Origin of the sequence: Leptospira broomii serovar Hurstbridge str. 5399 (assembly GCF_000243715.2) — a bacterium.
GTDB classification, from domain to species: Bacteria; Spirochaetota; Leptospiria; order Leptospirales; family Leptospiraceae; genus Leptospira_B; species Leptospira_B broomii.
On the sequence record NZ_AHMO02000008.1, the window covers coordinates 1,857,878 to 1,878,898 of the forward strand.

General features: G+C 43.2%; 21 protein-coding genes. 15 read left to right on the plus strand and 6 right to left on the minus strand.

Annotation, left to right across the window (positions count from 1 at the left end):
* Positions 1–8: 8 nt before the first annotated feature.
* From LEP1GSC050_RS14215 to LEP1GSC050_RS14245, 7 genes are all read left to right on the plus strand, one after another.
* Positions 9–560: an RNA polymerase sigma factor gene (locus LEP1GSC050_RS14215; RefSeq protein ID WP_010571875.1), complete on the plus strand. Its 552-nt coding sequence runs from the start codon at positions 9–11 to the stop codon at positions 558–560.
* Positions 548–868: a hypothetical protein gene (locus LEP1GSC050_RS14220; RefSeq protein ID WP_010571876.1), complete on the plus strand. Its 321-nt coding sequence runs from the start codon at positions 548–550 to the stop codon at positions 866–868. The genes LEP1GSC050_RS14215 and LEP1GSC050_RS14220 overlap by 13 nt, the downstream gene beginning before the upstream one ends.
* A 124-nt stretch (positions 869–992) precedes the next feature.
* Complete coding sequence (locus LEP1GSC050_RS14225) at positions 993–1,346, plus strand: single-stranded DNA-binding protein (protein WP_010571877.1); 354 nt, start codon at positions 993–995, stop codon at positions 1,344–1,346.
* Between the two features lie 122 nt (positions 1,347–1,468).
* Positions 1,469–2,026 carry a phosphoribosyl-AMP cyclohydrolase gene (locus LEP1GSC050_RS14230; RefSeq protein WP_010571878.1) on the plus strand — a complete coding sequence of 186 codons (558 nt, stop codon included), beginning with the start codon at positions 1,469–1,471 and terminating at the stop codon, positions 2,024–2,026.
* Between the two features lie 75 nt (positions 2,027–2,101).
* Positions 2,102–3,112 carry an endolytic transglycosylase MltG gene (gene mltG, locus LEP1GSC050_RS14235; RefSeq protein ID WP_408605405.1) on the plus strand — a complete coding sequence of 337 codons (1,011 nt, stop codon included), beginning with the start codon at positions 2,102–2,104 and terminating at the stop codon, positions 3,110–3,112.
* 11 nt (positions 3,113–3,123) lie between these two features.
* On the plus strand, positions 3,124–3,378 hold the full coding sequence (locus tag LEP1GSC050_RS14240; RefSeq protein WP_010571880.1) for a hypothetical protein: 255 nt from the start codon (positions 3,124–3,126) through the stop codon (positions 3,376–3,378).
* Between the two features lie 178 nt (positions 3,379–3,556).
* On the plus strand, positions 3,557–5,230 hold the full coding sequence (locus LEP1GSC050_RS14245; RefSeq protein ID WP_010571881.1) for an acyl-CoA dehydrogenase family protein: 1,674 nt from the start codon (positions 3,557–3,559) through the stop codon (positions 5,228–5,230).
* 59 nt (positions 5,231–5,289) lie between these two features.
* Here the strand turns inward: LEP1GSC050_RS14245 and LEP1GSC050_RS14250 are convergent, their stop codons facing one another.
* The 3 genes from LEP1GSC050_RS14250 to ilvD all read right to left on the minus strand — a co-directional run bounded on the left by LEP1GSC050_RS14250 (position 5,290) and on the right by ilvD (position 8,678).
* Positions 5,290–5,901: a hypothetical protein gene (locus LEP1GSC050_RS14250; RefSeq protein WP_010571882.1), complete on the minus strand. Its 612-nt coding sequence runs from the start codon at positions 5,899–5,901 to the stop codon at positions 5,290–5,292.
* Positions 5,902–5,966: 65 nt separating this feature from the next.
* The gene (locus LEP1GSC050_RS14255; RefSeq protein WP_010571883.1) at positions 5,967–6,752 is read right to left on the minus strand and encodes a HipA family kinase; all 786 of its coding nucleotides are present in this window, start codon (positions 6,750–6,752) and stop codon (positions 5,967–5,969) included.
* A 30-nt stretch (positions 6,753–6,782) separates the two neighbouring features.
* Positions 6,783–8,678, minus strand: coding sequence for a dihydroxy-acid dehydratase (ilvD, locus tag LEP1GSC050_RS14260; protein ID WP_051184878.1), 1,896 nt, complete (start codon positions 8,676–8,678; stop codon positions 6,783–6,785).
* 480 nt (positions 8,679–9,158) lie between these two features.
* Here ilvD and eat point away from each other — a divergent pair, with 480 nt between their 5' ends.
* From eat to LEP1GSC050_RS14295, 7 genes are all read left to right on the plus strand, one after another.
* Positions 9,159–10,481 (plus strand): ethanolamine permease, encoded by a 1,323-nt coding sequence (gene eat / locus LEP1GSC050_RS14265; protein ID WP_040911362.1) that lies wholly within the window; start codon positions 9,159–9,161, stop codon positions 10,479–10,481.
* 9 nt (positions 10,482–10,490) lie between these two features.
* Positions 10,491–11,882: an ethanolamine ammonia-lyase subunit EutB gene (locus tag LEP1GSC050_RS14270; RefSeq protein WP_010571887.1), complete on the plus strand. Its 1,392-nt coding sequence runs from the start codon at positions 10,491–10,493 to the stop codon at positions 11,880–11,882.
* A gap of 3 nt (positions 11,883–11,885) precedes the next feature.
* On the plus strand, positions 11,886–12,650 hold the full coding sequence (gene eutC / locus LEP1GSC050_RS14275; protein WP_010571888.1) for an ethanolamine ammonia-lyase subunit EutC: 765 nt from the start codon (positions 11,886–11,888) through the stop codon (positions 12,648–12,650).
* 244 nt (positions 12,651–12,894) lie between these two features.
* Positions 12,895–13,125, plus strand: coding sequence for a hypothetical protein (locus LEP1GSC050_RS14280; RefSeq protein ID WP_010571889.1), 231 nt, complete (start codon positions 12,895–12,897; stop codon positions 13,123–13,125).
* A gap of 86 nt (positions 13,126–13,211) precedes the next feature.
* The gene (locus tag LEP1GSC050_RS14285) at positions 13,212–15,230 is read left to right on the plus strand and encodes a protein-disulfide reductase DsbD family protein (protein ID WP_020987610.1); all 2,019 of its coding nucleotides are present in this window, start codon (positions 13,212–13,214) and stop codon (positions 15,228–15,230) included.
* Positions 15,231–15,417: 187 nt separating this feature from the next.
* Positions 15,418–16,092, plus strand: coding sequence for a hypothetical protein (locus LEP1GSC050_RS14290; protein WP_010571892.1), 675 nt, complete (start codon positions 15,418–15,420; stop codon positions 16,090–16,092).
* A gap of 334 nt (positions 16,093–16,426) precedes the next feature.
* A complete protein-coding gene (locus LEP1GSC050_RS14295) occupies positions 16,427–17,023 on the plus strand; it encodes a hypothetical protein (protein ID WP_232225724.1) in 597 nt (198 codons plus the stop codon).
* A gap of 181 nt (positions 17,024–17,204) precedes the next feature.
* On the opposite strand, the gene LEP1GSC050_RS14300 is transcribed toward LEP1GSC050_RS14295, so the two are convergent.
* The gene (locus LEP1GSC050_RS14300) at positions 17,205–17,825 is read right to left on the minus strand and encodes an adenylate/guanylate cyclase domain-containing protein (RefSeq protein WP_010571894.1); all 621 of its coding nucleotides are present in this window, start codon (positions 17,823–17,825) and stop codon (positions 17,205–17,207) included.
* Between the two features lie 287 nt (positions 17,826–18,112).
* A complete protein-coding gene (locus LEP1GSC050_RS14305) occupies positions 18,113–18,556 on the minus strand; it encodes a MarR family winged helix-turn-helix transcriptional regulator (protein ID WP_010571895.1) in 444 nt (147 codons plus the stop codon).
* Positions 18,557–18,678: 122 nt separating this feature from the next.
* On the opposite strand from LEP1GSC050_RS14305, the gene LEP1GSC050_RS14310 reads away from it, so the two are divergent.
* Positions 18,679–19,077: a DoxX family membrane protein gene (locus tag LEP1GSC050_RS14310; protein ID WP_010571896.1), complete on the plus strand. Its 399-nt coding sequence runs from the start codon at positions 18,679–18,681 to the stop codon at positions 19,075–19,077.
* A 507-nt stretch (positions 19,078–19,584) separates the two neighbouring features.
* On the opposite strand, the gene LEP1GSC050_RS14315 is transcribed toward LEP1GSC050_RS14310, so the two are convergent.
* Positions 19,585–20,841 carry a coiled-coil domain-containing protein gene (locus LEP1GSC050_RS14315; protein WP_010571897.1) on the minus strand — a complete coding sequence of 419 codons (1,257 nt, stop codon included), beginning with the start codon at positions 20,839–20,841 and terminating at the stop codon, positions 19,585–19,587.
* Positions 20,842–21,021 lie beyond the last annotated feature (180 nt).

A 21,021-nucleotide genomic window follows, 5' to 3' on the forward strand; every position in this document is an offset into this window, starting at 1 on the left:
GAGGGTTTATGGGAGAGCAGGAATTTTCCCGCTTCGTAGAAAGTACCCGGGAGATCGTCTTAGCGGCGGTCTCCCGCTACTTGTACGAGCGCTTCGCATATGCGATTGATGACGTCGCCCAGGAAACATATTTGAGAGCCTATAAAGCGCTTCAGAAAGGTCAGTTTCGGGGCGATTCCAAACTTACGACCTGGCTCTATACGATCGCTAGAAACGAATCCATTCGAATGAATGAGATTTTAGGGCGTGAGGAAACGAAAGCTGAAAAAGCCGGGAAGCGCTCAGAGGAAGAAAGAAGATTAGAAACCGCTTCCGAAAATTCAGACGATAGCGCTGATTTGCCGACCTGGGAGAAAGCTAAGATTTGGGTTCTGCAACTTCCCGAATCTTATCGGAGTGTTCTCCAATACTATCTTTCCGGATATTCTGAAAAACAAATTGCCGAGGCTCTCGGTGTTCCCGCAGGAACCGTTAAGTCGAGAGCCGCCCGAGGTAAGGAAATGTTGCGAAGGATGCAAAATTCCGAAAGGCGGGAAGGAGGAACGATATGGGGCGAATAATAAAGAACGATTTAAGTATGAAGGAAGAAGTTCTCAAAAGAAAATCAGATCCTAATTGGCCCAAGAGTATTGCGTCTTGCGTAATTCAACGATACCAAGAAGAATCGATAGCCGACAAACTTAGGGTATTTTCCGGGAGACGTTTGCTTGCTGTTGCGGCGATTCTTCTCCTAGGAATTTCGATAGGATGGCTCTCGATGAATAGTTTTCTTCCTCAAGAAGAGGAATTTATTAGGGAAATTTCTTGGATATGGGAAGGAGATTTTATTTCGGGTTCCTATATCTCCATTTTAGAATCCAATTTCTGAAAATTTCCCCTAGGCGAATCCTCCCGCCTGGGGGAATATCTTCCTTCCAGATTGATCGCAAAAAAAATCGCGCGGCCTTTCCTTTTTTTTACCCGTGGACTACGAATCTTAGAGGGAAAAAAATATGAAAAATTTATCCATCACGGTAGTCGACGGTTTCCTAACCGCCGATCCTGAGTTAAAAAAAGTCGCTAGCGGTAAATCCGTCGTTCATTTCACTTTAGCTGTGAATCACAATTTCAAGAGAAGCGAGGGCGAAGAGCCTGAAGTCTCCTATCTGGATGTGGAAGCTTGGGAAAGAACTGCCGAGAATTGTTCAGAATATTTAAAAAAAGGTAAGAAAGTAACGGTTATCGGTCATTTGAAGCAGGACCGTTGGAAAAACCAGGAAGGGCAAACTCGGTCTCGGCTTAAGATTATCGCCGACGAAGTTCGTTTTGATAGCTTCGGTGACAGAAAGGAACGGGACGCAGCGTAAGGCCCCTAGTCTGCCCCGAGTTATAGGGGCAGACTTTTTTCGGACGAAACATCCGAGATTCTAGAATCGAATCAAAATCATTCCTACCTTGACAACTCGAATCCGGTCCAAGTTTATGTAAGATGAATCCGATGGTTACAGTAATTTATGCGACCGCACAGCCCGGGGTCCTTTCCGGATTGGAACGGATTACCGAAGAAGATCTGAACGAACTTCGCTCGAAGTTACCGAAAGGGACTCGTGAGTTAGTGGATTGCGACGAGGATACTCTTCTTTTTTTACATCCGACTTTTTCGGAACTAACACTGATCCCGTTGGACGATCCGACTCGCCTGACGTTTGTAGGCGGCTTGATTCCGGTCGTAACTCAGGATGAAGCCGGAAATATTCTCATGCAGGCATTCTCGAGCCCGGAAAGTCTCGCTCTTACTCGAACGGACGGTTTCGGAACTTATTATAGTCGATCTAGAAAAAGCCTTTGGAAGAAAGGCGATACATCCGGCCATATTCAAAAAGTAAGGCAGGTGTTAACGTCCAATGACGGCGATTTTGTCGTTTATCGAGTGAATCAGGTTGGTGCCGCCTGCCACGAAGGATATTATTCCTGTTTTTTTAGGGAACGGGTCGAGCAACAATTGTCAAGATTGCCTGTTCCTTTTTTGGGAAAGGAAAATGCCTAGACCGGCAAGGGGGGGGGTTCCGAAAATCCGAACTTTTGCCGATAGAAATTTCGGAGACTGTACTATATGAATTCCATGAATAAAATTCTCCTAAAACTCGGAGCTATCGTCTTTGGTCTAATTCTACTCTTGGTATTGGCCTTCTTTATCGCAGACGAAATTAAAGGCGGGGCCACGGGAGCCGGACAGGTAAAGATCGATTTAAGCATCGAGCCCGGGGATTCTCCGACTGAAGTAACCGCAACTTTATCCAAAAACGGACTACTTAAATCGTCGAAATATTTTCTATTTCTAATAAAGGTCACTCGCTCGGCGAATAAAATAAAAGCGGGTCTTTATGAAATCAACGACGGGATGGACTCTCGTAAAATTCTCCAAGTCATTACCGAAGGAAAAGTCAAGCTGGTTACTTTTACGGTTCCGGAGGGGTATAATAATCGTCAAATCGGAGACTTGTTGGTTAAAAAGAACTTAATCAAAACTAGGGCGGATTTCCTGAATGCCACTTCAAGAACGGAGTTGTTAAGAGAATTTAAGATTCCTGCAAGTACTGCCGAGGGCTATCTCTTTCCCGAAACCTATAGCGTCCCGGTAAATTATCCCGTTGATAAGATTGCTAGAATGATGTTGAAACGTTTCTTCGCGAAATTGGATAAGCTTCCGAAAGCAAAGGAACTCGATCCTAAAAAACTTCATGAAATCGTTGTGCTGGCTTCCGTCGTGGAGCGCGAAGCGAAGAAGAACGAAGAAAGACCTTTGATGGCCGGCGTATTTTTGAATCGCATGAAGAAGGATATTCCTTTGGAATCTTGCGCGACGATTCAGTATTTATTCGATAAACCCCACCCTAGAATTTTTGAAAAGGATCTCAAAATCGTCTCCCCTTATAACACCTATATGAATAAGGGATACCCGCCCGGTCCGATCTCGAATCCGGGCCTCCCTGCTTTAGAGGCGGCATTGGTCCCCGCCGAAACGGAATATCTATTTTTTCTGTTAAAGCCGGACGGCTATCATTTCTTCTCCAAGAATTTTAAAGAGCATGCCGAAGCTAAGAAGAAATACATCGACGTACTTTACGAATAGCGAGGCGCTGAATGAATTCAAACCTAAAAGAAATAGATGCCGTTACCGAACAATTGAAATCCGTTCAACTAGCGCTAGACTATTTTAAAGAAAAACAACTGAAACGTGAATCGGTGAGCGAAGCCGCCGTTGAATTCGTGGAGAAGGCCTCGCTTGTTTTAGATCGTGCGGAGCGGTCGGAGATTACGCTTTCCGAGGACCAGAGGCGGAAGATCAAAAATAACCTCTTGAAAATTCGAGCTTCTCTTGTGAAAAATCAAGAATGATGGTCGATGAATTTTCTCTTCAGATATAGTGGTTTGTCAGCCTTCAGGATTCTGTCCCATTTGCAGGACCTAAGCCTATCCTTTGGTTGAGGTCGGAAAAACTTAAATGACACAGCGTAACTTTTCCATTTTATAGTAAATACAAGCTCTAATTATTATATTTTGGCAGGTTGAAAAGATGATCGCTACGAAATCTCCGACGGATTCATCAACAGCTAAACAAGCTCTCGCACGCTCCGCGGCCGTCATCGAGCAGGTTACTAAAGCACTCGCAGCTAAGTGCAGTTCCAACGGGAAAGTCTCCGTTTCCAAAATGGATCAAAACCAGCTCGTTCAATACCAAATCGCCTGGTTGACTTCCGAACAAAGAATCGCGGAAAATTTTATCGATTACGCTTGGAATGAATCCCTTGGTACAGGCGATTTAGAAAGGTTGATGGCATACGTGTTTGCCGCAGAGACAGTAACGCATATACGTTCCGAACTTAGCGCTCGTCCGAACGAATACGGAATCAGCGTACAAGAACTGATTTCAAAACTTTTCGACGATAGCACGAACAAATTCTTGGAAGAATCCACGGCGATCGAAAATTATAATCATATCACCGATCTAATCGTTTCTCTCGGACATTTCGGCGCATACGGTTTGAGCGAAGATCATGAATTATTCAGACAAACATTCAAACAATTCGCTGAAGAGGTAGTTGCTCCAAAGGCCGAACATGTTCATCGTCACGACGATATCGTTCCGGAAGAAATTATTCAGGGACTTAGAGACATGGGATGTTTCGGTCTTTGCATTCCCGAAAATTACGGCGGACTACAACCTAACGATCATCCGGATAATATTTCCATGTTGGTCGTCACCGAAGAATTGTCTCGAGGGTCTCTCGGCATTGCAGGCTCTCTAATTACTCGTCCTGAAATTCTATCTAAAGCGCTTTTAAAAGGCGGAACCGACGCTCAAAAAGAGAAGTGGTTACCGTTGATCGCTGCGGGCGAAAAAATGGGCGGGATCATGGTAACCGAGCCGAATTACGGCTCCGACGTAGCCGGTGTTTCCGTTGTAGCTAAGAAAGTGGACGGCGGCTGGTCGGTAAACGGAGTTAAAACCTGGTGTACTTTCGCAGGCTATGCCAATCTTTTATTGATCCTCGTTAGAACCGAAACCGATCCTGAATTGAAGCATAAAGGACTTTCCATACTTCTCGCAGAAAAACCGAGCTTTAACGGTCACGAATTCGATTATAAACAAGACGGCGGCGGTCGCATCACTGGAAAGGCGATTGGAACGATCGGTTATCGCGGAATGCATTCTTTCGAAGTTTCCTTCGAGGATTATTTCGTTCCCGAAGAAAACCTGATCGGCGGCGAAGCCGGCCGAGGAAAAGGTTTTTACTTCCAGATGGAAGGATTTGCCGGCGGCCGTATCCAAACGGCAGCAAGAGCAAACGGAGTTATGCAAGCGGCATTGGAAGCAGGGTTACGTTATGCGCAAGAACGTCACGTATTTCAGAAACCTATTTTCGAATATAATCTGACCAAATATAAGATCGCTCGTATGGCCATGATCGTTCAAGCGTCTCGCCAATATACGAATACGGTCGCAAAGCTTTTGGATAAACATCAGGGTCAAATGGAAGCGACTTTAATTAAGTTTTATGCTTCCAAAGTGGCGGAATGGGTAACAAGAGAAGCGATGCAGATCCATGGCGGAATGGGATATGCGGAAGAATACGCGGTTTCCCGTTACTTCGTGGATGCTCGGGTATTCTCGATCTTTGAAGGCGCCGAAGAAGTAATGGCTCTTAGAGTAATCGCAAAATCCTTAATGGATCAATACGCTTCGTAGCGGAAAATTCGAATTTGTTCGAAGGCGGAAAGGCGGAATCAAACTCCGCCTTTTTTATTTCAACTTGCCGCTAACTCTTCCACGAAAGAAAGCAGATTGGAATCGGGAGCTTCCATGAATTCGAGAGTTCGTTCGATTATATCGTTTAGAAAATAATTATCGTTTCGATAAGATTCTAGGAATCTTTTGGTTTCTTCCGTCTTTTCCGTAGGAAGACGATTTTCTATAACTAGTTGCGACAAAGCGAGAACTCCGAACGCGGATTTCAAAGAATCCGGGTGGGCGGCTATATTTAGGATTTCATTCACGTCGATTTCTCGAAATGTTGGAACTAAATCGCTTATTAATTCGAGAGCTCCGATCGGTATTGTTCGATCAAGCGACTTAACGTAATTTATTAAGAGACGATAGGCTTGACTATCTCCGATTCGCGCTAAGACATGAAAAATTCCCGAGAGCAATTTTTTATGAAACCCCCAAGACAGTCTTCCTGAATCGGCGTCCCGGATCGCCTGGTATAAAAAACTCCAGATCGTTTTATCTCCCGCTATGGCTTTCTCCGCAATTTCATCCAACCAATTTTCAAAGTTCGGATTCTCTATTTCTTTCTTCAGAAACTCGAGGTACTCGTTCGGAGAGCTTGCCGAGGGGAGGGAAATTTTTTTCGACATAGTATTGAAATCAAACGGGGAATTTCGGCCGATTGCCAGCCTTTTTTGGGATTATCGAACGGCTTTTATCTCTTAAAGAGCTGGGTCAAAGATCTTTTAGATTCGAGACTTTTGATTCGCTTCCAAAGGTAGACGGCAAAAATCTCCCGTCTCCGATTGATCTCGTTTAGGGATTTCGGGTTCTTCCCTTCCTTGAAAAATTCCGAAGGCACTTCCCAGGTTATGATTTCCAATTCGCCCAAAGTGAGAATCTTGGAATTTTCGCGACAAGCTCTTTCGAAAGAATCCATTTGAACTCTTTCGTAAAAGATATGATCCTTTGAACGACTCCAGAAACGTTTGGGTAAATCTTCGGTTAAGTGGGAAAAATCGTATTGAAAACCCAAGGCCGCTCCATGATCGATCAACCAATACTTTTTTTCACGAATCAAGATGTTCGGATTATTTCTTGTTCGATCCGGATTTTCGATAAGCCAATCGAACCAGAAAATATTTACCGCATCTTCTTCTTCGAATTTTTCTATCTCGTCCTCGGGTAGAATTTTAGAGTTAGGTATATATTCGAATCCTAGATTCAAACCTGAGCTTCCATTTAGCAGCGAGGTAAGTTCAGGATCCTCGTTTGAATTTATGAGAGTGCTATCGACATGAATGAATACCCGCTTAGGTACATCGAGCCCGATTCGATCGGCAATTCCGGCGGAGATAACTTCCGAGATCAAGGCTCCGTATCCTTGACCTGCACCGGAAAGTTTTAGAAAAAATTCCCCATCGTCGGTTTCTATCAATAGAGGCCAGGAGCTACCGACTTTTCTCGAAGAAAGTACACGCTTGGCCTGATACGTTTCCATTAGGGAGGAAAACTCGTTTAGCGTATCTTCCTATCGGATCGCGTCGGCAGGTTGGGGCTCTCTCTTCGAGAACTTTCGCTCTACCTGGCTTACATCACGGATTGCTCCCGTATGCGCCGAAGTCGTCATCGCAGCGTACGCTCTTAGCGCCGGAGAAACCTGACGCTTCCTCGATTTAGGTTTCCATGCGTCCTGGCCCTTTTCGTCCATTATGTTTCTGCGATTCGATAATTCTTCCTCATCGACCATTAATCGAATGATCCTGTTCGGGATATCGATTTCAATCGTATCGCCTTCTTCAACTAATCCGATCATTCCACCTTCTGCTGCTTCCGGAGAAACGTGCCCGATGGAAAGTCCGGAAGTTCCTCCGGAAAAGCGACCGTCCGTCAAAAGTGCGCAGGCCTTTCCCAAACCTTTGGATTTTAAATAGGAAGTCGGATATAACATTTCCTGCATTCCCGGTCCACCTTTAGGACCTTCGTACCGAATCACGACAACGTCGTCTTCTACGACTTCGTTTCCGAGAATCTTTGCGACCGCTTCTTCCTGGCTTTCCATGACTCTTGCACGACCGGTGAATTTCCAAATCGACTCGTCCACGCCGGCGGTTTTAACGATGCACCCTTCGGGCGCGAGATTTCCGTAAAGCACTGCAAGCCCTCCGTCTTTGGAATAGGCGTGTTCCACATCTCTAATACAACCGTTCTCCCTATCCAAATCCAAACTAGGCCAACGTCTTGACTGGGAAAATGCTTCGGTGGTAGGAACTCCACCGGGAGCGGCGCTAAATAAGTCGTGGGACTTGGATCCGGATTTTTGCCGTGTAATATCCCATTCTTCTAAAGCGGCGCCTAACGTCGGGCTGTGAATCGTAGCCACTTCTCTGTTGAGTAGTCCTACTCGGTCGAGCTCGGAGAGAATCCCCATGACGCCTCCGGCACGATGAACGTCTTCCATATGATATTTTTGAGTGGCAGGTGCGACTTTGCAAACACAAGGAACTCTTCGAGAAATTTGATCGATATCCTTCATCGTAAAATCGATTTCCGCTTCGTTGGCTGCGGCAAGGATGTGAAGAACGGTATTCGTGGATCCTCCCATCGCGACATCCAGGCTCATTGCATTTTGGAAGGCTTTATAGTTCGCGATATTTCTAGGAAGAACGGATTCGTCTCCTTGTTCGTAGAATCTCTTAGCTAAACTTACTACGATCCGTCCGGCATTCAGGAATAACTCCTTGCGATCCGAATGAGTAGCTAGTGTAGATCCGTTTCCGGGGAGGGAAAGGCCGAGGGCTTCCGTTAAACAGTTCATCGAATTTGCGGTAAACATTCCCGAACAAGAACCGCAGGTAGGACAAGCGGAACGTTCCACAATGGCGACATCTTCATCGCTTACGTTCGGATTGGCGGCTTCTACCATCGCATCGATTAAGTCTAATTTTCGAATTTCGCCCCCCCAATTCACTTTCCCAGCCTCCATCGGACCGCCGGAAACGAATACGGTTGGAATGTTTAAGCGAAGTGCAGCCATTAACATTCCAGGAGTGATTTTATCGCAGTTTGAAATGCAGATAAGCGCGTCAGCGGTATGAGCATTGACCATATATTCCACCGAATCTGCGATTAGGTCTCGGCTAGGCAATGAGTAGAGCATTCCACTATGCCCCATGGCGATCCCATCATCCACGGCTATCGTATTGAATTCCTTTGCGACTCCACCCGCTTTTTCGATTTCTCGTGCGACCATCTGTCCCAAATCTTTCAAGTGAACATGTCCTGGAACAAACTGAGTGAAGGAATTTGCGATCGCAATGATAGGCTTACCGAAATCGGTCTCTTTCATACCTGTGGCTCGCCAAAGTGCTCTGGCTCCAGCCATATTGCGTCCGTGAGTGGAAGTACGAGATCTATATTGGGGCATAATAAGTAACGGCTACCTGGTATTACTTTAGACGTCGAGTTTTAAATCGACGGAAGAATCTTCTGTTTTCTTGATCTCGTTACTATTTGTCCTTTTTCCCGCATTAATTCGCGTGGAATCACCTAAGCCCATAAGCTCCCTAGAAGAAGGGAATAGATTCGGTATGGGCCATGGCCCAGGGAAGTGTTTTGTAAAGAATGATTAAATTCCCCGCCCTTCCTGGGCGGGGGCCGGATCGGTGGTACCCGCGAAGGGCTTGCGATTTCGCGATTATCATGGATTTGGAAAAGTTTCAAGTATTTTTACAAGCGTAATCTTGTGGGAGCTCCAACACAAATTTCAGAATGTTTATGAAATATGGCGATTCCGGCGCTCCCGCACGCAAATGTAAACTTGTGGGTAGGGCATCTAGGCCGGTAAGGGCCTGTGAAAGACGGTGATTTGCAACCCGGGTACGTTTCTTGCTTACATTACTTTAGAATGGAAGAGAAGAATGATTTAGAAAAAGGATTAGGTCCCTGGCTACTTTGGGGGCTCGGAGTAGGCTACGTAATCTCCGGGATGTATTTCGGATGGAATCTGGGACTGCCGATCGGGGGAACTTTCGGGTTGGGAATCGCAACCTGCATCATAGTTATTCTTTATGTGACATTCACGTTCAGCTACGCCGAGTTGACCTGCATGATTCCTAAAGCCGGCGGTGCCTTCGACTATGCCAAAGAAGCGTCCGGAAATCGTTGGGGCTATGTTGTGGGAATGGGGCAGTGGATCGAATTTATATTTGCACCACCCGCCATTGCGGCCGCTATAGGAGCTTATTTTTCATTTTTTTTACCGGACGTTTCTCCGACATTGATTGCTATTGCGATCTATATTATTTTTACGATATTAAACATTTGCGGAGTAAAAGCCGCAGCTAGTTTCGAATTGGGAATCACGATTTTTGCCGTGGGGGAGCTTTTACTTTTTTCGACTCTCACTCTGCCTCATTTTTCCTGGGAGAAATTCGCTCGAAATCCTTTGCCGAACGGTTGGGTGGGAGTTCTTGCTTCCTTACCCTTTGCCATATGGTTTTTTCTCGCAATCGAAGGCTTAGCGAACGTCGCCGAAGAATCGAAAAATCCCCAGCGTAATATTTTACTCGGATTCGGGTCGGCATTGGGAACATTAGTTTTTCTTTGTATACTCGTGTTCTTCTCTTCAGTAGGAATCGGGGGATGGGAGGCTATCGTTTACTCTCAGGCAGGAGGACCCGCCTCGGATTCTCCCTTGCCGCTGGCACTAAGAAAAATTTATCCCGAAGAAAGCTGGGCCTTCCATCTATTGGTGACGATCGGCCTCTTCGGTTTAATCGCTTCGTTTCACGGAATTCTTTTAGCGGGGGGACGGGCAACGTTGGAATTCGGGAGAGCCGGATTTTTACCCAAAGCGGTTTCGCAAGTTCATTCGAAATTCCATACTCCAGCCAACTCTCTGATCTTGAATTCTTGTTTAGGTGTGATTGCCCTTTTAACCGGAAAAACATCGGAACTCATAGTCCTGTCGGCGTTCGGAGCGGTGACCTTATACTCGGGATCGATGATTAGTTTTTTTCTTTTACGAAAATCTCAACCGAATAGGGAGCGTCCATTCGTCGCCCCGGGCGCCCCCTTGGCGCCCGCGATTGCTTTACTTTTATCGTTCATAGTGTTACTAGTGATGATCTGGCAACATCCATGGGTTTTCGGCGCCTTTGTATTAATTCTCGCTAGCGGAATATTCTGGGCTAGAAAAGTTCTATTCCTTTCTAAGGATCCAGGTTAGGATCGACTCATGGGTTACAAAACCGTTTTAGGAACGAAGACCTATCTTTTTCCGGATCTTAAAAGCCTTCTCGCTAAGGCGAGCCCTTACCGCTCGGGGGACGAACTCGCGGGCTTAGCCGCGAATACGCAAGAGGAAAGAGTCGCCGCGCAGATGGCCTTGGCGGAAATTTATTTATCAGAATTTTTGAATATAGAAATTATTCCGACGGATATCGACGAAGTTACTCGACTGATTTTTACCCGACACGATGGAAAATCTTTTTCCAAAATATCACATTTAACGGTGGGAGAATTCAGGAATTTTCTCCTGAAAGAAACGACGGATCCTCCATTGCTTGAAAGCCTCCGTTACGCAATTACTCCTGAAATGGCGGCAGCAGTATCCAAGCTAATGTCCAATCAGGATTTGATTCTTGCGGCAAAGAAATGTAGAGTCGTCACGAAATTTCGGAATACGATTGGGCTTCCCGGAAGACTTTCCGTGCGTCTACAACCGAACCATCCGACCGATGATCCAAAAGGAGTCGCAGCAAGTATTTTAGACGGACTGCTCCTCGGAAGCGGAGACGCAGTGATAGGAATCAATCCTGCGACCGATAACGTTCCGACGACGATTGCTTTATTGGAAATGTTGGATTCGATCATTCAAAAGTATTCGATCCCTACTCAGTCCTGCGTTTTGGCTCATTTGACAACGTCGATGGAAGCGATGAAACGAAAGGCTCCTTTGGATCTTGTGTTTCAGTCCATCGGAGGGAGTGAAGCTTTAAATCGAAGTTTCGGCGTCAATTTGGAACTCATTCGAGAAGCTAGGGAAATGGCCTTGTTCTTAAAACGGGGAACGTTAGGCGACAATGTTATGTACTTCGAGACGGGCCAAGGGAGCGGCTTATCCGCCGGAGCTCATTACGGAATCGATCAGCAGACTTTGGAAACGAGAGCGTACGCGGTCGCTAGGGAATTTTCTCCGTTATTAGTGAATACCGTCGTGGGGTTTATCGGTCCGGAATATTTATATAATGGAAAACAGATCCTAAGGGCAGGACTGGAAGATCACTTTTGCGGTAAACTATTGGGGTTACCGATGGGAGTCGATGTTTGTTATACAAATCATGCGGATGCGGATCAAGACGATATGGATACCCTATTAACCCTGTTGGGAGTTGCGGGATGCAATTACATTATGGGAGTCCCGGGTGCCGATGACGTTATGCTATCATATCAAAGCACGTCGTTTCATGACGCGCTTTATTTACGGCAGGTGCTGGGACTGAAACCGTCACCTGAGTTCGAGTCATGGCTTTTAGACAACGGGATTTTTTCTTCGGATACAGGGCTTCTTCCGCAGGAAGAAAACGGATTCAAGTTATTAGACGAGTTATTAACCGAGAAGAATTGACTTATGCCTCCTTTGAAAGACTGGAAGAAAATGACCTCTGCGAGAATCGGCTTATCAAGATCGGGAGGATCGCTTTCCACAAAAGATCTTCTTCAATTTAGATTGGATCATGCAAGGGCAAAGGACGCCGTTCTACTCGAGCCCAAGTTCGGAGAATTATTAACCGAACTAGATCATATCGGAAAGAAATACGGAATCGAGGCGGTTCCAGCGGAAAGTCGGGCAAAAGATCGAGGGGAATATTTGCTACGTCCCGATTTGGGCCGAAGCTTATCGGAGCCCTCTCATGGTGAACTCCAGGGCAGGAAGGGATCTTACGATTTGGTTCTCGTTTGTGCGGATGGGTTATCGGCTAAAGCCATCGATTCCAACCTTCTTCCATTTCTGGAATCTCTACTACCTAAACTGAAAGATTGGAAACTCGGGCCCCTGGTGCTCACTCGTTTAGGTAGGGTAGCAATCGGAGATGAAATCGGACAATGTCTGGGAGCAAAGGCCGTGGTCGTTATCATCGGCGAAAGACCCGGACTCTCTTCGGCGGATAGCCTTGGTGTATATTTAACGTACGATCCGACGGTAGGTAAAACGGACGAGAGTCGTAATTGCGTTTCCAATATCCGTCCGGGAGGTTTAGAATTCGAAGCCGCCTCGGCTAAAACGCATTATCTGTTGGAAGAAGCGTTAAAAAGAAAGCTTTCCGGAGTGGAGCTAAAGGATGAAATGAGCCCCTCCTTTTTTATTAAGGGAGAAACGAAGCAACTTGACTAAGATGAAAAATTCGGTTTTTATTAACGTATCTCCCTAAGCATGGCATCGTATCAAGAGAGTAAGTTCCTCCAAACTAGTTTCGAACCGAAGATTTCACGTTAGGAATCACAGGTTTTCAATAGTAAATTCGATTTCCGCTTGATGGAGATTCCAATTTGGGATATATTTGGCGCTGCCGCTTTTCGGTAATATACGTTAGGCGGCAAAAGTGGAATCTAAGCGAACTCGAGAAAGGATGCGAACTATGTATAAATCGAATATAGAATATATTATCTCTTTAACGAATCGAAACGAGCCTATTCCTGGAGTTCTTTCCTTGATTTGCGATACGGTGGACTCCATGAAAACGGACGTTACTAATCTCGATGTGGAAGATGAGCAAAGAAAAATCTTTAAATCTGCGATAAAGGATCTGGTTTCTGGCCTAATTAAGTTAGATGGATTCATCGCTAATTTAAAGGAAACGGTTCATTGAATCAAGCTCCGACTTCGTAAAGTTCGAAGGTCTCAAGCAAAATAAACTTTTGGATTTTTCCCATTTCCAGTTCGGTCTAATATAAAATGTCCGGATATAGAATCGGTTTAACGTTTTCTGTTTTTGTTTATATCGTTTGTATATCTTTTTCTGCGGAAGTTTTCGCGCAAAGCTTCGAATATCGAGGAACTCATTCTTATCTAGAGTTAAAGGCAATATCAAAATCCGAAAACGTTCTTCGCTTGGCTCTTTATATGGAAGCGCAACCTGGTTGGCACGTTTATTGGAAAAATCCAGGCGATTCGGGATCCTCCTTACAAACGGATTGGAAATCGACTCCGCCAGGCATCGCGACGAATTGGGAATGGCCGGTTCCGGAGAGAATTGAGTTGGGTGACCTGGTTAATTTCGGGTATGAAAAACCGACCGTTCTTTTTTCGGAATATAAAATTCAAAAATCTCTCGGATCGGGTGAATCGTTTCGCATTGAAGCGAAATTGCATTGGCTCTTATGCAAAGAAGAATGCGTTCCCGAATCTGCAACTTTAATCATTCATAAAATACAAAAATTTCTTCCCGAATCCGAGAAATATTCCGTGTATGAAAAAAGTTTGAAGGGGCTGCCGCAGACTTCCAAGGAAGGATTGGCGGTCTCTTTCAGAAAAAAGAAAGATAGTTTCCTATTTCAGATAAAAGGGAACGATCTCCCGGAGAAATTGGATTTTTTTCCGGAAGATCCGCAGATAGTTTCTAATCAAAAAATACGAACTTTAGAATATTCAAAAAATATGATTGAGTTCGAAATTCCTCAATCCGAGTATATTTCAAGATCTCCGGATTCTATCCGTGGGGTTTTAACCTTAGGGCCTGAAATTTATTCTATCCGGGCAAATGAATCTAAAGTAGGTTATTTACTCGAAGCGATATTTTTTGCATTCCTCGGCGGAATTCTATTGAATTTAATGCCCTGCGTTTTTCCGGTTTTGTTTTTGAAGGCTTTTTCGATTTCTCAAACTTCGAATAAACAAACTAAGCGAATTGAGTCCGTATTCTATTTTGGCGGAGTACTTTCCTTTTTTTGGATTTTGTTTTTCGGATTTTGGATCCTTCGATCAGGAGGAGCAAGTTTAGGCTGGGGATATCAACTTCAGAGTCCTTCCTTTGTTTTTTTTCTTATCCTCGTCTTTATGTTTCTGGGATTACAAATGTTAGGCGCTTTTGATTTTGCCATCGGTTTAAGCGGTCCTCTCGTAAGATTGGCGGATCAAAGGGGGAATGTCGGCGCATTTTTTTCGGGAGCTTTAACCGTCCTAGTCGCCACTCCCTGTACGGCTCCTTTTATGGGCTCGGCGCTGGCATATGCTTTGTCGGAGAATATTTTAAACGGCCTATTCGTGTTTACGTCCATGGCTGCGGGAATGTCCTTGCCGCTCCTGATATTTCAGAACAGTAGCAGGTTAGCGAAACTTCTGCCCAAGCCGGGACCATGGATGCAGACATTTAAGGAGTTCCTCGCATTTCCATTATTAATGACGGCAGTCTGGCTGTTCTGGGTTTTTAGCGGTATCACGAATCGAAACAAAGCAAGTTTAGCGCTTCTTATAATTTTGTTATTGGTTTTTCTCCTATGGATGAATAGAACTACCGCTTCTAAAATAATTAAGAAAGTCGTACAGGGATTGGCGATCCTATCTATTTTATGCAGCTTTTATTTTTTTCGGATAGCGGCTCTATCGATTCCTACTTTAGAATCCGAACATCGTGAAATTTCGACGGAAGAATATTCCAAGGAAAGATTAGCATTTCATTTAAAGGAAGGACGCAGTGTCTTTCTGTATTTTACGGCTGATTGGTGTATCACTTGCAAGTTTAATGAAAGAACGGTTTTATCCTCCGACACGGTCTTAAACGAATTCCGAACTAAAGAGATCGTAGTTTTGAAGGGAGATTGGACAAGCGAAGATCCGAAAATCTCGGCAGCTTTGGAATCTTATGGAAGAAATAGCGTTCCCTTTTATGTTTATTATCCTAAGGGCAAAAGGGAGAATCCCCGTTTTCTACCTACAATGTTGACAATCGGATTATTGCTTGAGTCTCTTCGATAAAGAGTTAACAATAAAGCCTCTGCGCCACTTTGAATCGCCTACAGTAAATTAGTTCTATTTAACGAGTGACGTTATCCCCGGCTTTTCTTTTTTTATAAATTCAAAATTCAAGTAGTTGTCTTTTTTACCGGAAAAACTTTCTTCATATAAATCCTGAGAAACTTTTTAAGATAATAAGAGGAATTGAATGCAAAATAAATTTGCGAATAAGACGATCGCTATCGCTTCGATCAGCGGAGCTTTATTTTTGTTTATTGGAACCTATTTGCATCCGATGGGAGCGGACCCGAACGATGCTTTAGCCGCATTTACCGAATATGCAGATGATCATCATTGGGTGGCAAGCCATTTGGTTCAACTTTTGGGCGTGATATTCATGGTATCTTCTTTGCTTGTTTTAAGTACCTTATTTTCCAATCCTTCGGCAATTGTTTTAGGAAAGATTGGAACTGGCTGGGCGATATCGGCGCTTGCTCTCGCGGGTGCTTTACAAGCGGTGGACGGAATTGCATTGAAGGCCATGGTAAATGCTTGGGCATCCGCCGAGCCTGAGGCACAAAATAGTTTATTTCATGCAACGTTAGGTGTAAGACAAATCGAGATCGGTTTAGCAAGCATTGCAAGCTTAATAACCGGTTTAACGGTATTTATATTCGGTTTAGCGTTATTATTAGATTCCGTATTTCCAAAGTGGATGGGTGTTCTAGCCATTTTCAGCGGAATTCCTACCGGCATTGCGGGAATCATTATCGGATATACCGGTTTTTCGGAACTTTCCATGATCGTAAATATGCCCGCAAGTTTCCTATTGCTGATTTGGATGTTTTGTATAGGTATCTTAAGCTGGAGACGCTCCGCATAAATTTTTTACATTTCGTGACGCGAGTCTTCGGATGACTCTTTTTCATCCGAAGACAGCGCTATTCGTCCTTCGATTATAGTTCAACCTTTTTATAAATTACCGGCATTACGCGTTTCTAAAATTACTTGCACTCGAATCCATAATGTTCTTGGCGATTTAGAGAGGCCTCGTTTAATGCAGTATGCGTAACATTGTAAAAAAGATATTTACAATCTTTCTATTTCCCTTTCTATTCTTGCTCTCCGGATGTTCCAGCTCCGGTTTCGATCGAGGGCCGATATCTAACGTTCAAAATCATGAGGTTGTGATCGATGATTCGGAGATAAAAAAATATTTGTCCTTAAAGCCCCAGCTAAAGTTTCCGTTTCGCTTGGGTGTGTACATCTTGGATTCTCAATCCGATCACTATCGAATCGATAGTAATAACAAATCTACCATTCTAGAGGCGGAAAAAACCTTAAAACTTGAAGGTATCCTCTCCCAAATGTTTTTAATTACCGAATCGATATACGATTTGGACGGCTCTAATAACGGGTCATTTAGAAACTATTATAAAGAGAGAACCAAGACCCTGGATAATATTAAGAAAATTCGGATCTTGGCTGCTCGTTACGGTGCGGATGCGGTATTAGTCGTTAAACCAAAGAATGCATTTAAGAAAGAAGCCAATTTTCTAAGCATGTTTTATCTTACGATCGTCGGAATTTGGCTGGTTCCGGGTTCCTACAGAGATTCGGTTTTTTCATTCCAAGGTACTCTTTGGGACGTTCGAAACGAATACCTTTATCTGACGGCCGAGTCCGAATCGGAAAAATCCGTGACCAGGCCTCTGGGCTGGGTCGACGACGATGCTCTTGTAAAAGAAAGCAAAGAGGCGGCGCTGAAAGAATTTTACGAAGAATTAATGCGCAGATTTAGAAGTTTAAAATAGAAGAACTTCGATTTATTGGAATATTTCTTATTTCTCACAATCGAGTATTTGGAATTCCTTTGTCTTCCCCCGATAATGAAATTACGACGTTTATCCTATATTATTAATATCATGAAATTCGAATTCTTTCTTTGCAAAAGCTAGATGGATCGACTGAATCCTCCGGTTACATACAATTAAGTTAATATAGCAATTTGTAAGCTTTGCTTGTCCCTGCCGGAGCATGTTCGAGAGCTTCGAATTTAAGCCCCATATCCTGGGAGTTTTCAAAGACACCTTGTGTGACTAAAATTTCACCGGATTCTGCCGTATCTTCCCCCAATTTACTTGCGGTGTTTACCTCGGAACCGAATACATCCAGATCTCCTATTTTTAATACTCTTCCGAAACCTAAACCCACACAAAGAAGGATTTTCTCTTCCGGAATTTTATTTACGTTATACTCTACAAGTTCTCTCTGCATTTTAATTGCAGCAGAGATGCCCTTTGCAACATTTCGAAAAATCACTAAAAAACTGTCACCTTCGGATTTCAGCAAGATTCCGTCGTTTTCCTCGATAATCGGAACTAAAACCCTTTCCGATTCTTGAATGGTTTGAAGAAAATGAATGATCCCGAATTTTTCCACGCCCCGGGAAAACCCGGATAAGTCTGTGAACATGATGCACCACATTTCTCCGAAGAGATCCCAGATTCTCTGATCGATTTTTTCCTTATCCGCTCCAGGTCTTAACCGTTCTAAGATTAGGTTCTCCAATCGATCTTCCGAAGCGCTCGCTATAATGGTCCGTTTAAATGCCATAAGAATTTGCAAGTATCGGCATAACTTTCGGTTAAGTCTATAAATTATCGAATTAGTCGACAATTTATATCGGAGCATTAATCGATTATGAACGCTTTAAACTTAAAATATATAATGGAAAACCGACAGTTCCTCAAAGCCCAAATTTCGTAGCCCATCATCCTTCCCTCGATTCTCCTACCCAAATCAACGTTTCTCAAAGGCCTGTCCGACCAAAGAACGGACAGGGCGAATATTCGTTACTGTAAGAGACAGATAACTTCCACTTGGTTAAGCGAACTGTCGGTTTATTGCTCTTCTCCCATCTCATCGTTTAAGACTTTGCGTAATTCCTTTAATTGAAATAGAAGTATTTCCCTATTTTTTTGAGGATATTTTTTTAATAATGACTCGAAGTGATTTACGAGCTTTCTTGGAACTTCCTTTCTATACGATTCGCCGAGTTTCGTCAGTTTTATTAGCGTAACTCTTCGATCTTCTTCCGAAATCACTAGATCGACATAGCCGTTCTGAATCATTCTACGAATCATTTTCGATGTGGAAGGGGCATCCTGTAGAGTTACATTTATGATTTGCCTTTGCGTAAGCGGCCCTTTGGCCCAGAGCATCGCCAATACCTGCCATTGTTCGGGAGAAAGACGATAATCTTTCAATGCACGTATCAATTCCCTTCTGAACAGTATTGCGACCCTATTTAGATTAAATCCTAACTGATCTTCTAAAATAAGCATAAACGACTGTTTAGTTGCGCTGTAAAAAAATCAATAATTTACTTGTCCGGACAATTTTCAGTTTACAAAACGTCTTTCGGGATTAAGTTTTAGTTGTCTGAACAACTAATTAGGAGATGTTTATGAAACTTTTTATTTTCAGCGTTCACACAGTATTTGGAGGAATATTCTTTCTCTATGGGTTAAGTAAATTCCATCCTTTTATGCCGATTCCCCCCATGAATCCTCAAGCAGCTAATTTCATTGCAGCCTTGATCGGGACAGGGTACCTTTGGTATTTGATCGGCGGGATCGAAACGGTAGCCGGATTAATGATAATTTTACGTCGAAAAGTGCCTTTAGCCCTGCTAATATTGGCTCCGATTATCACCAATATCGTCTTTTATCTGCTTATATTACAGAGAGGGATAGGTTTCCCTCCCATCGCGATGAGTATTTTTCTGATCTGCTCCGAAGGTTATCTCTTTTATCTGTATAGAAATTCCTATAAAGGTTTAATTTTCGAACCGGAAAAATCGTAGAATCTTTAATATAGGAATAATATTTAGGATTATATAATATATATATTTGATATTTACATCGATCATGGTATTAAATCGCCTGCGTTTTTATTCTTTATCAAGGTTATGCCATAGGTCGAAAATAATTTTTATATAAAATTTCGAATCTTTGCATAATAGACCTCGAATATCGAATGATGGAATTTGGGTTAATTACCGTAACTTTTCGATATTTCCGGAAGTCCGTCTAAGCCTTCGACAGACTTCCGGTTTCGTAAACCGATTAAGGGTACCTTATCGATCGATTTCCTTTAAATGAGCGTCTTAATTCGATTTCTCGAATTAAGGTTTCCCGAAAATTTTAAATCTTTCTTATGTTCAATTGATTTCTCTTTCATATTTAATTAGTCCAAAATGCCGATAGAGCATCAATTTTATTGTCCTATATGGAATCATTGGGATTTATTTTAAGGACGCGATTTGGATTCCTGCGTTGGCGATTTTTCGTTTAAAATCCGAATCGGTCTTTTAGGGTGTTCCGGGTTTTCGTTCTGGGCCTGCCGCTTTTGTTTTCAGGAAGTCCTCTATCCCTGATAATCTTTGTGTTATTCCTCCTACTTCCTTGTCGACCATCGCTCTACAATTGCGCAGGTCGGTACCTCTTTGATTCGCAAGTGAAATGGAATCAGATAACGATTTGTTTTTTTCGGAAACCTGCGCCTTTAGTTCGGCAAGTTGTGAAGCGCATGCGTTCCAATCGTTTATTTTGGAATTCAACGAGAGGTTCACGTCGTTCATGCTTTTCTTTAATTCCGTTATCATCTTTGCCGATTCCGAAAGCTTTCCGTTACAAGCATTGATGTCTCCGATCTTAGTTTGAATTTGACCGCTTAAATCGGTTACGTTTTTCCTGGAAGCGATAAGATCGATATTACAAGCGTTTCCTCTTTCCGTTAAGGAAGCCGCCTCGATCGTTTTGGATTGTAGTTCGGAGTTAAGTTGGGTGATCGTCTTTTGTCGTTCTTCCACTTTTTGAGATGCATCGGAAAATTTAGACGCAAATACGGCAGCATCCTGGGTTTTAACGGTAAGCTGGGCGTTGGCAGTTTCGAGTTCTTTTACTCTTTCTTGATTTTCCTGTAAAGATTGAGCGAGTCTTCCTTGAGTTTCTTTCAATATCTGGGCAGTATTTTGCGATTCCGTTCTCAATCTTTCGATTTCCGCTTCCAACTCTCCTACTTTACGATGCGATAGTTCGATATATTGCTGATAATTGCTAAGCAAGAGAGACGTATCGCCTTTAATTTCTCCCGTTTGCGTTATGTACTCTTGTTCGAGAATTTTGATTTTAGAATCCAAATGATCCTTATCGATATTTGCGAGAGCTTGATTGACATAATCCGTACTCATCGACAATAGGATGTTGACCGTCAGGACCATGACTCCGATCTTTCCGACGTTCGTGACGACCCTTTTACCTGTTTCATTATCCTTCTCGTGAAAATCGTGAATCGTAGCAAAAATACCGTAGATGAAGGCGAATAAAGTAGTGAGCTCGCGGAAGATCGTCAATATTTCGTCGATCGAAAGATAAGAGGAAAGAATGATTAAAATAAATCCGCATGCTATCAATATGTACGAGACGATAGATTGCCAAGCGATGAAGAATTTTAACTCTTTCCGCTCTTTATATCCCGTATATAAATAGAATAAGATGGGTATTGAAAATAGAATAAAGAATATATGTGGAAGTCTTCGTACAAAAAGTTCAATATTATCCTGCATGTTAATATCCTTGGTTAATTAAAGCTGTCTTTGCATAATCGAGATTTTTCTCCGAAATATTCGGAGTGATTTGGTATGTGTATTCGATTCTTAAAACGAATCAATAAATAATATAAGATAAGAAAAGACCGAACCCTAAAAAATGTCGAAAGTATCGAATAAAAATGAAATGAGGCTAAC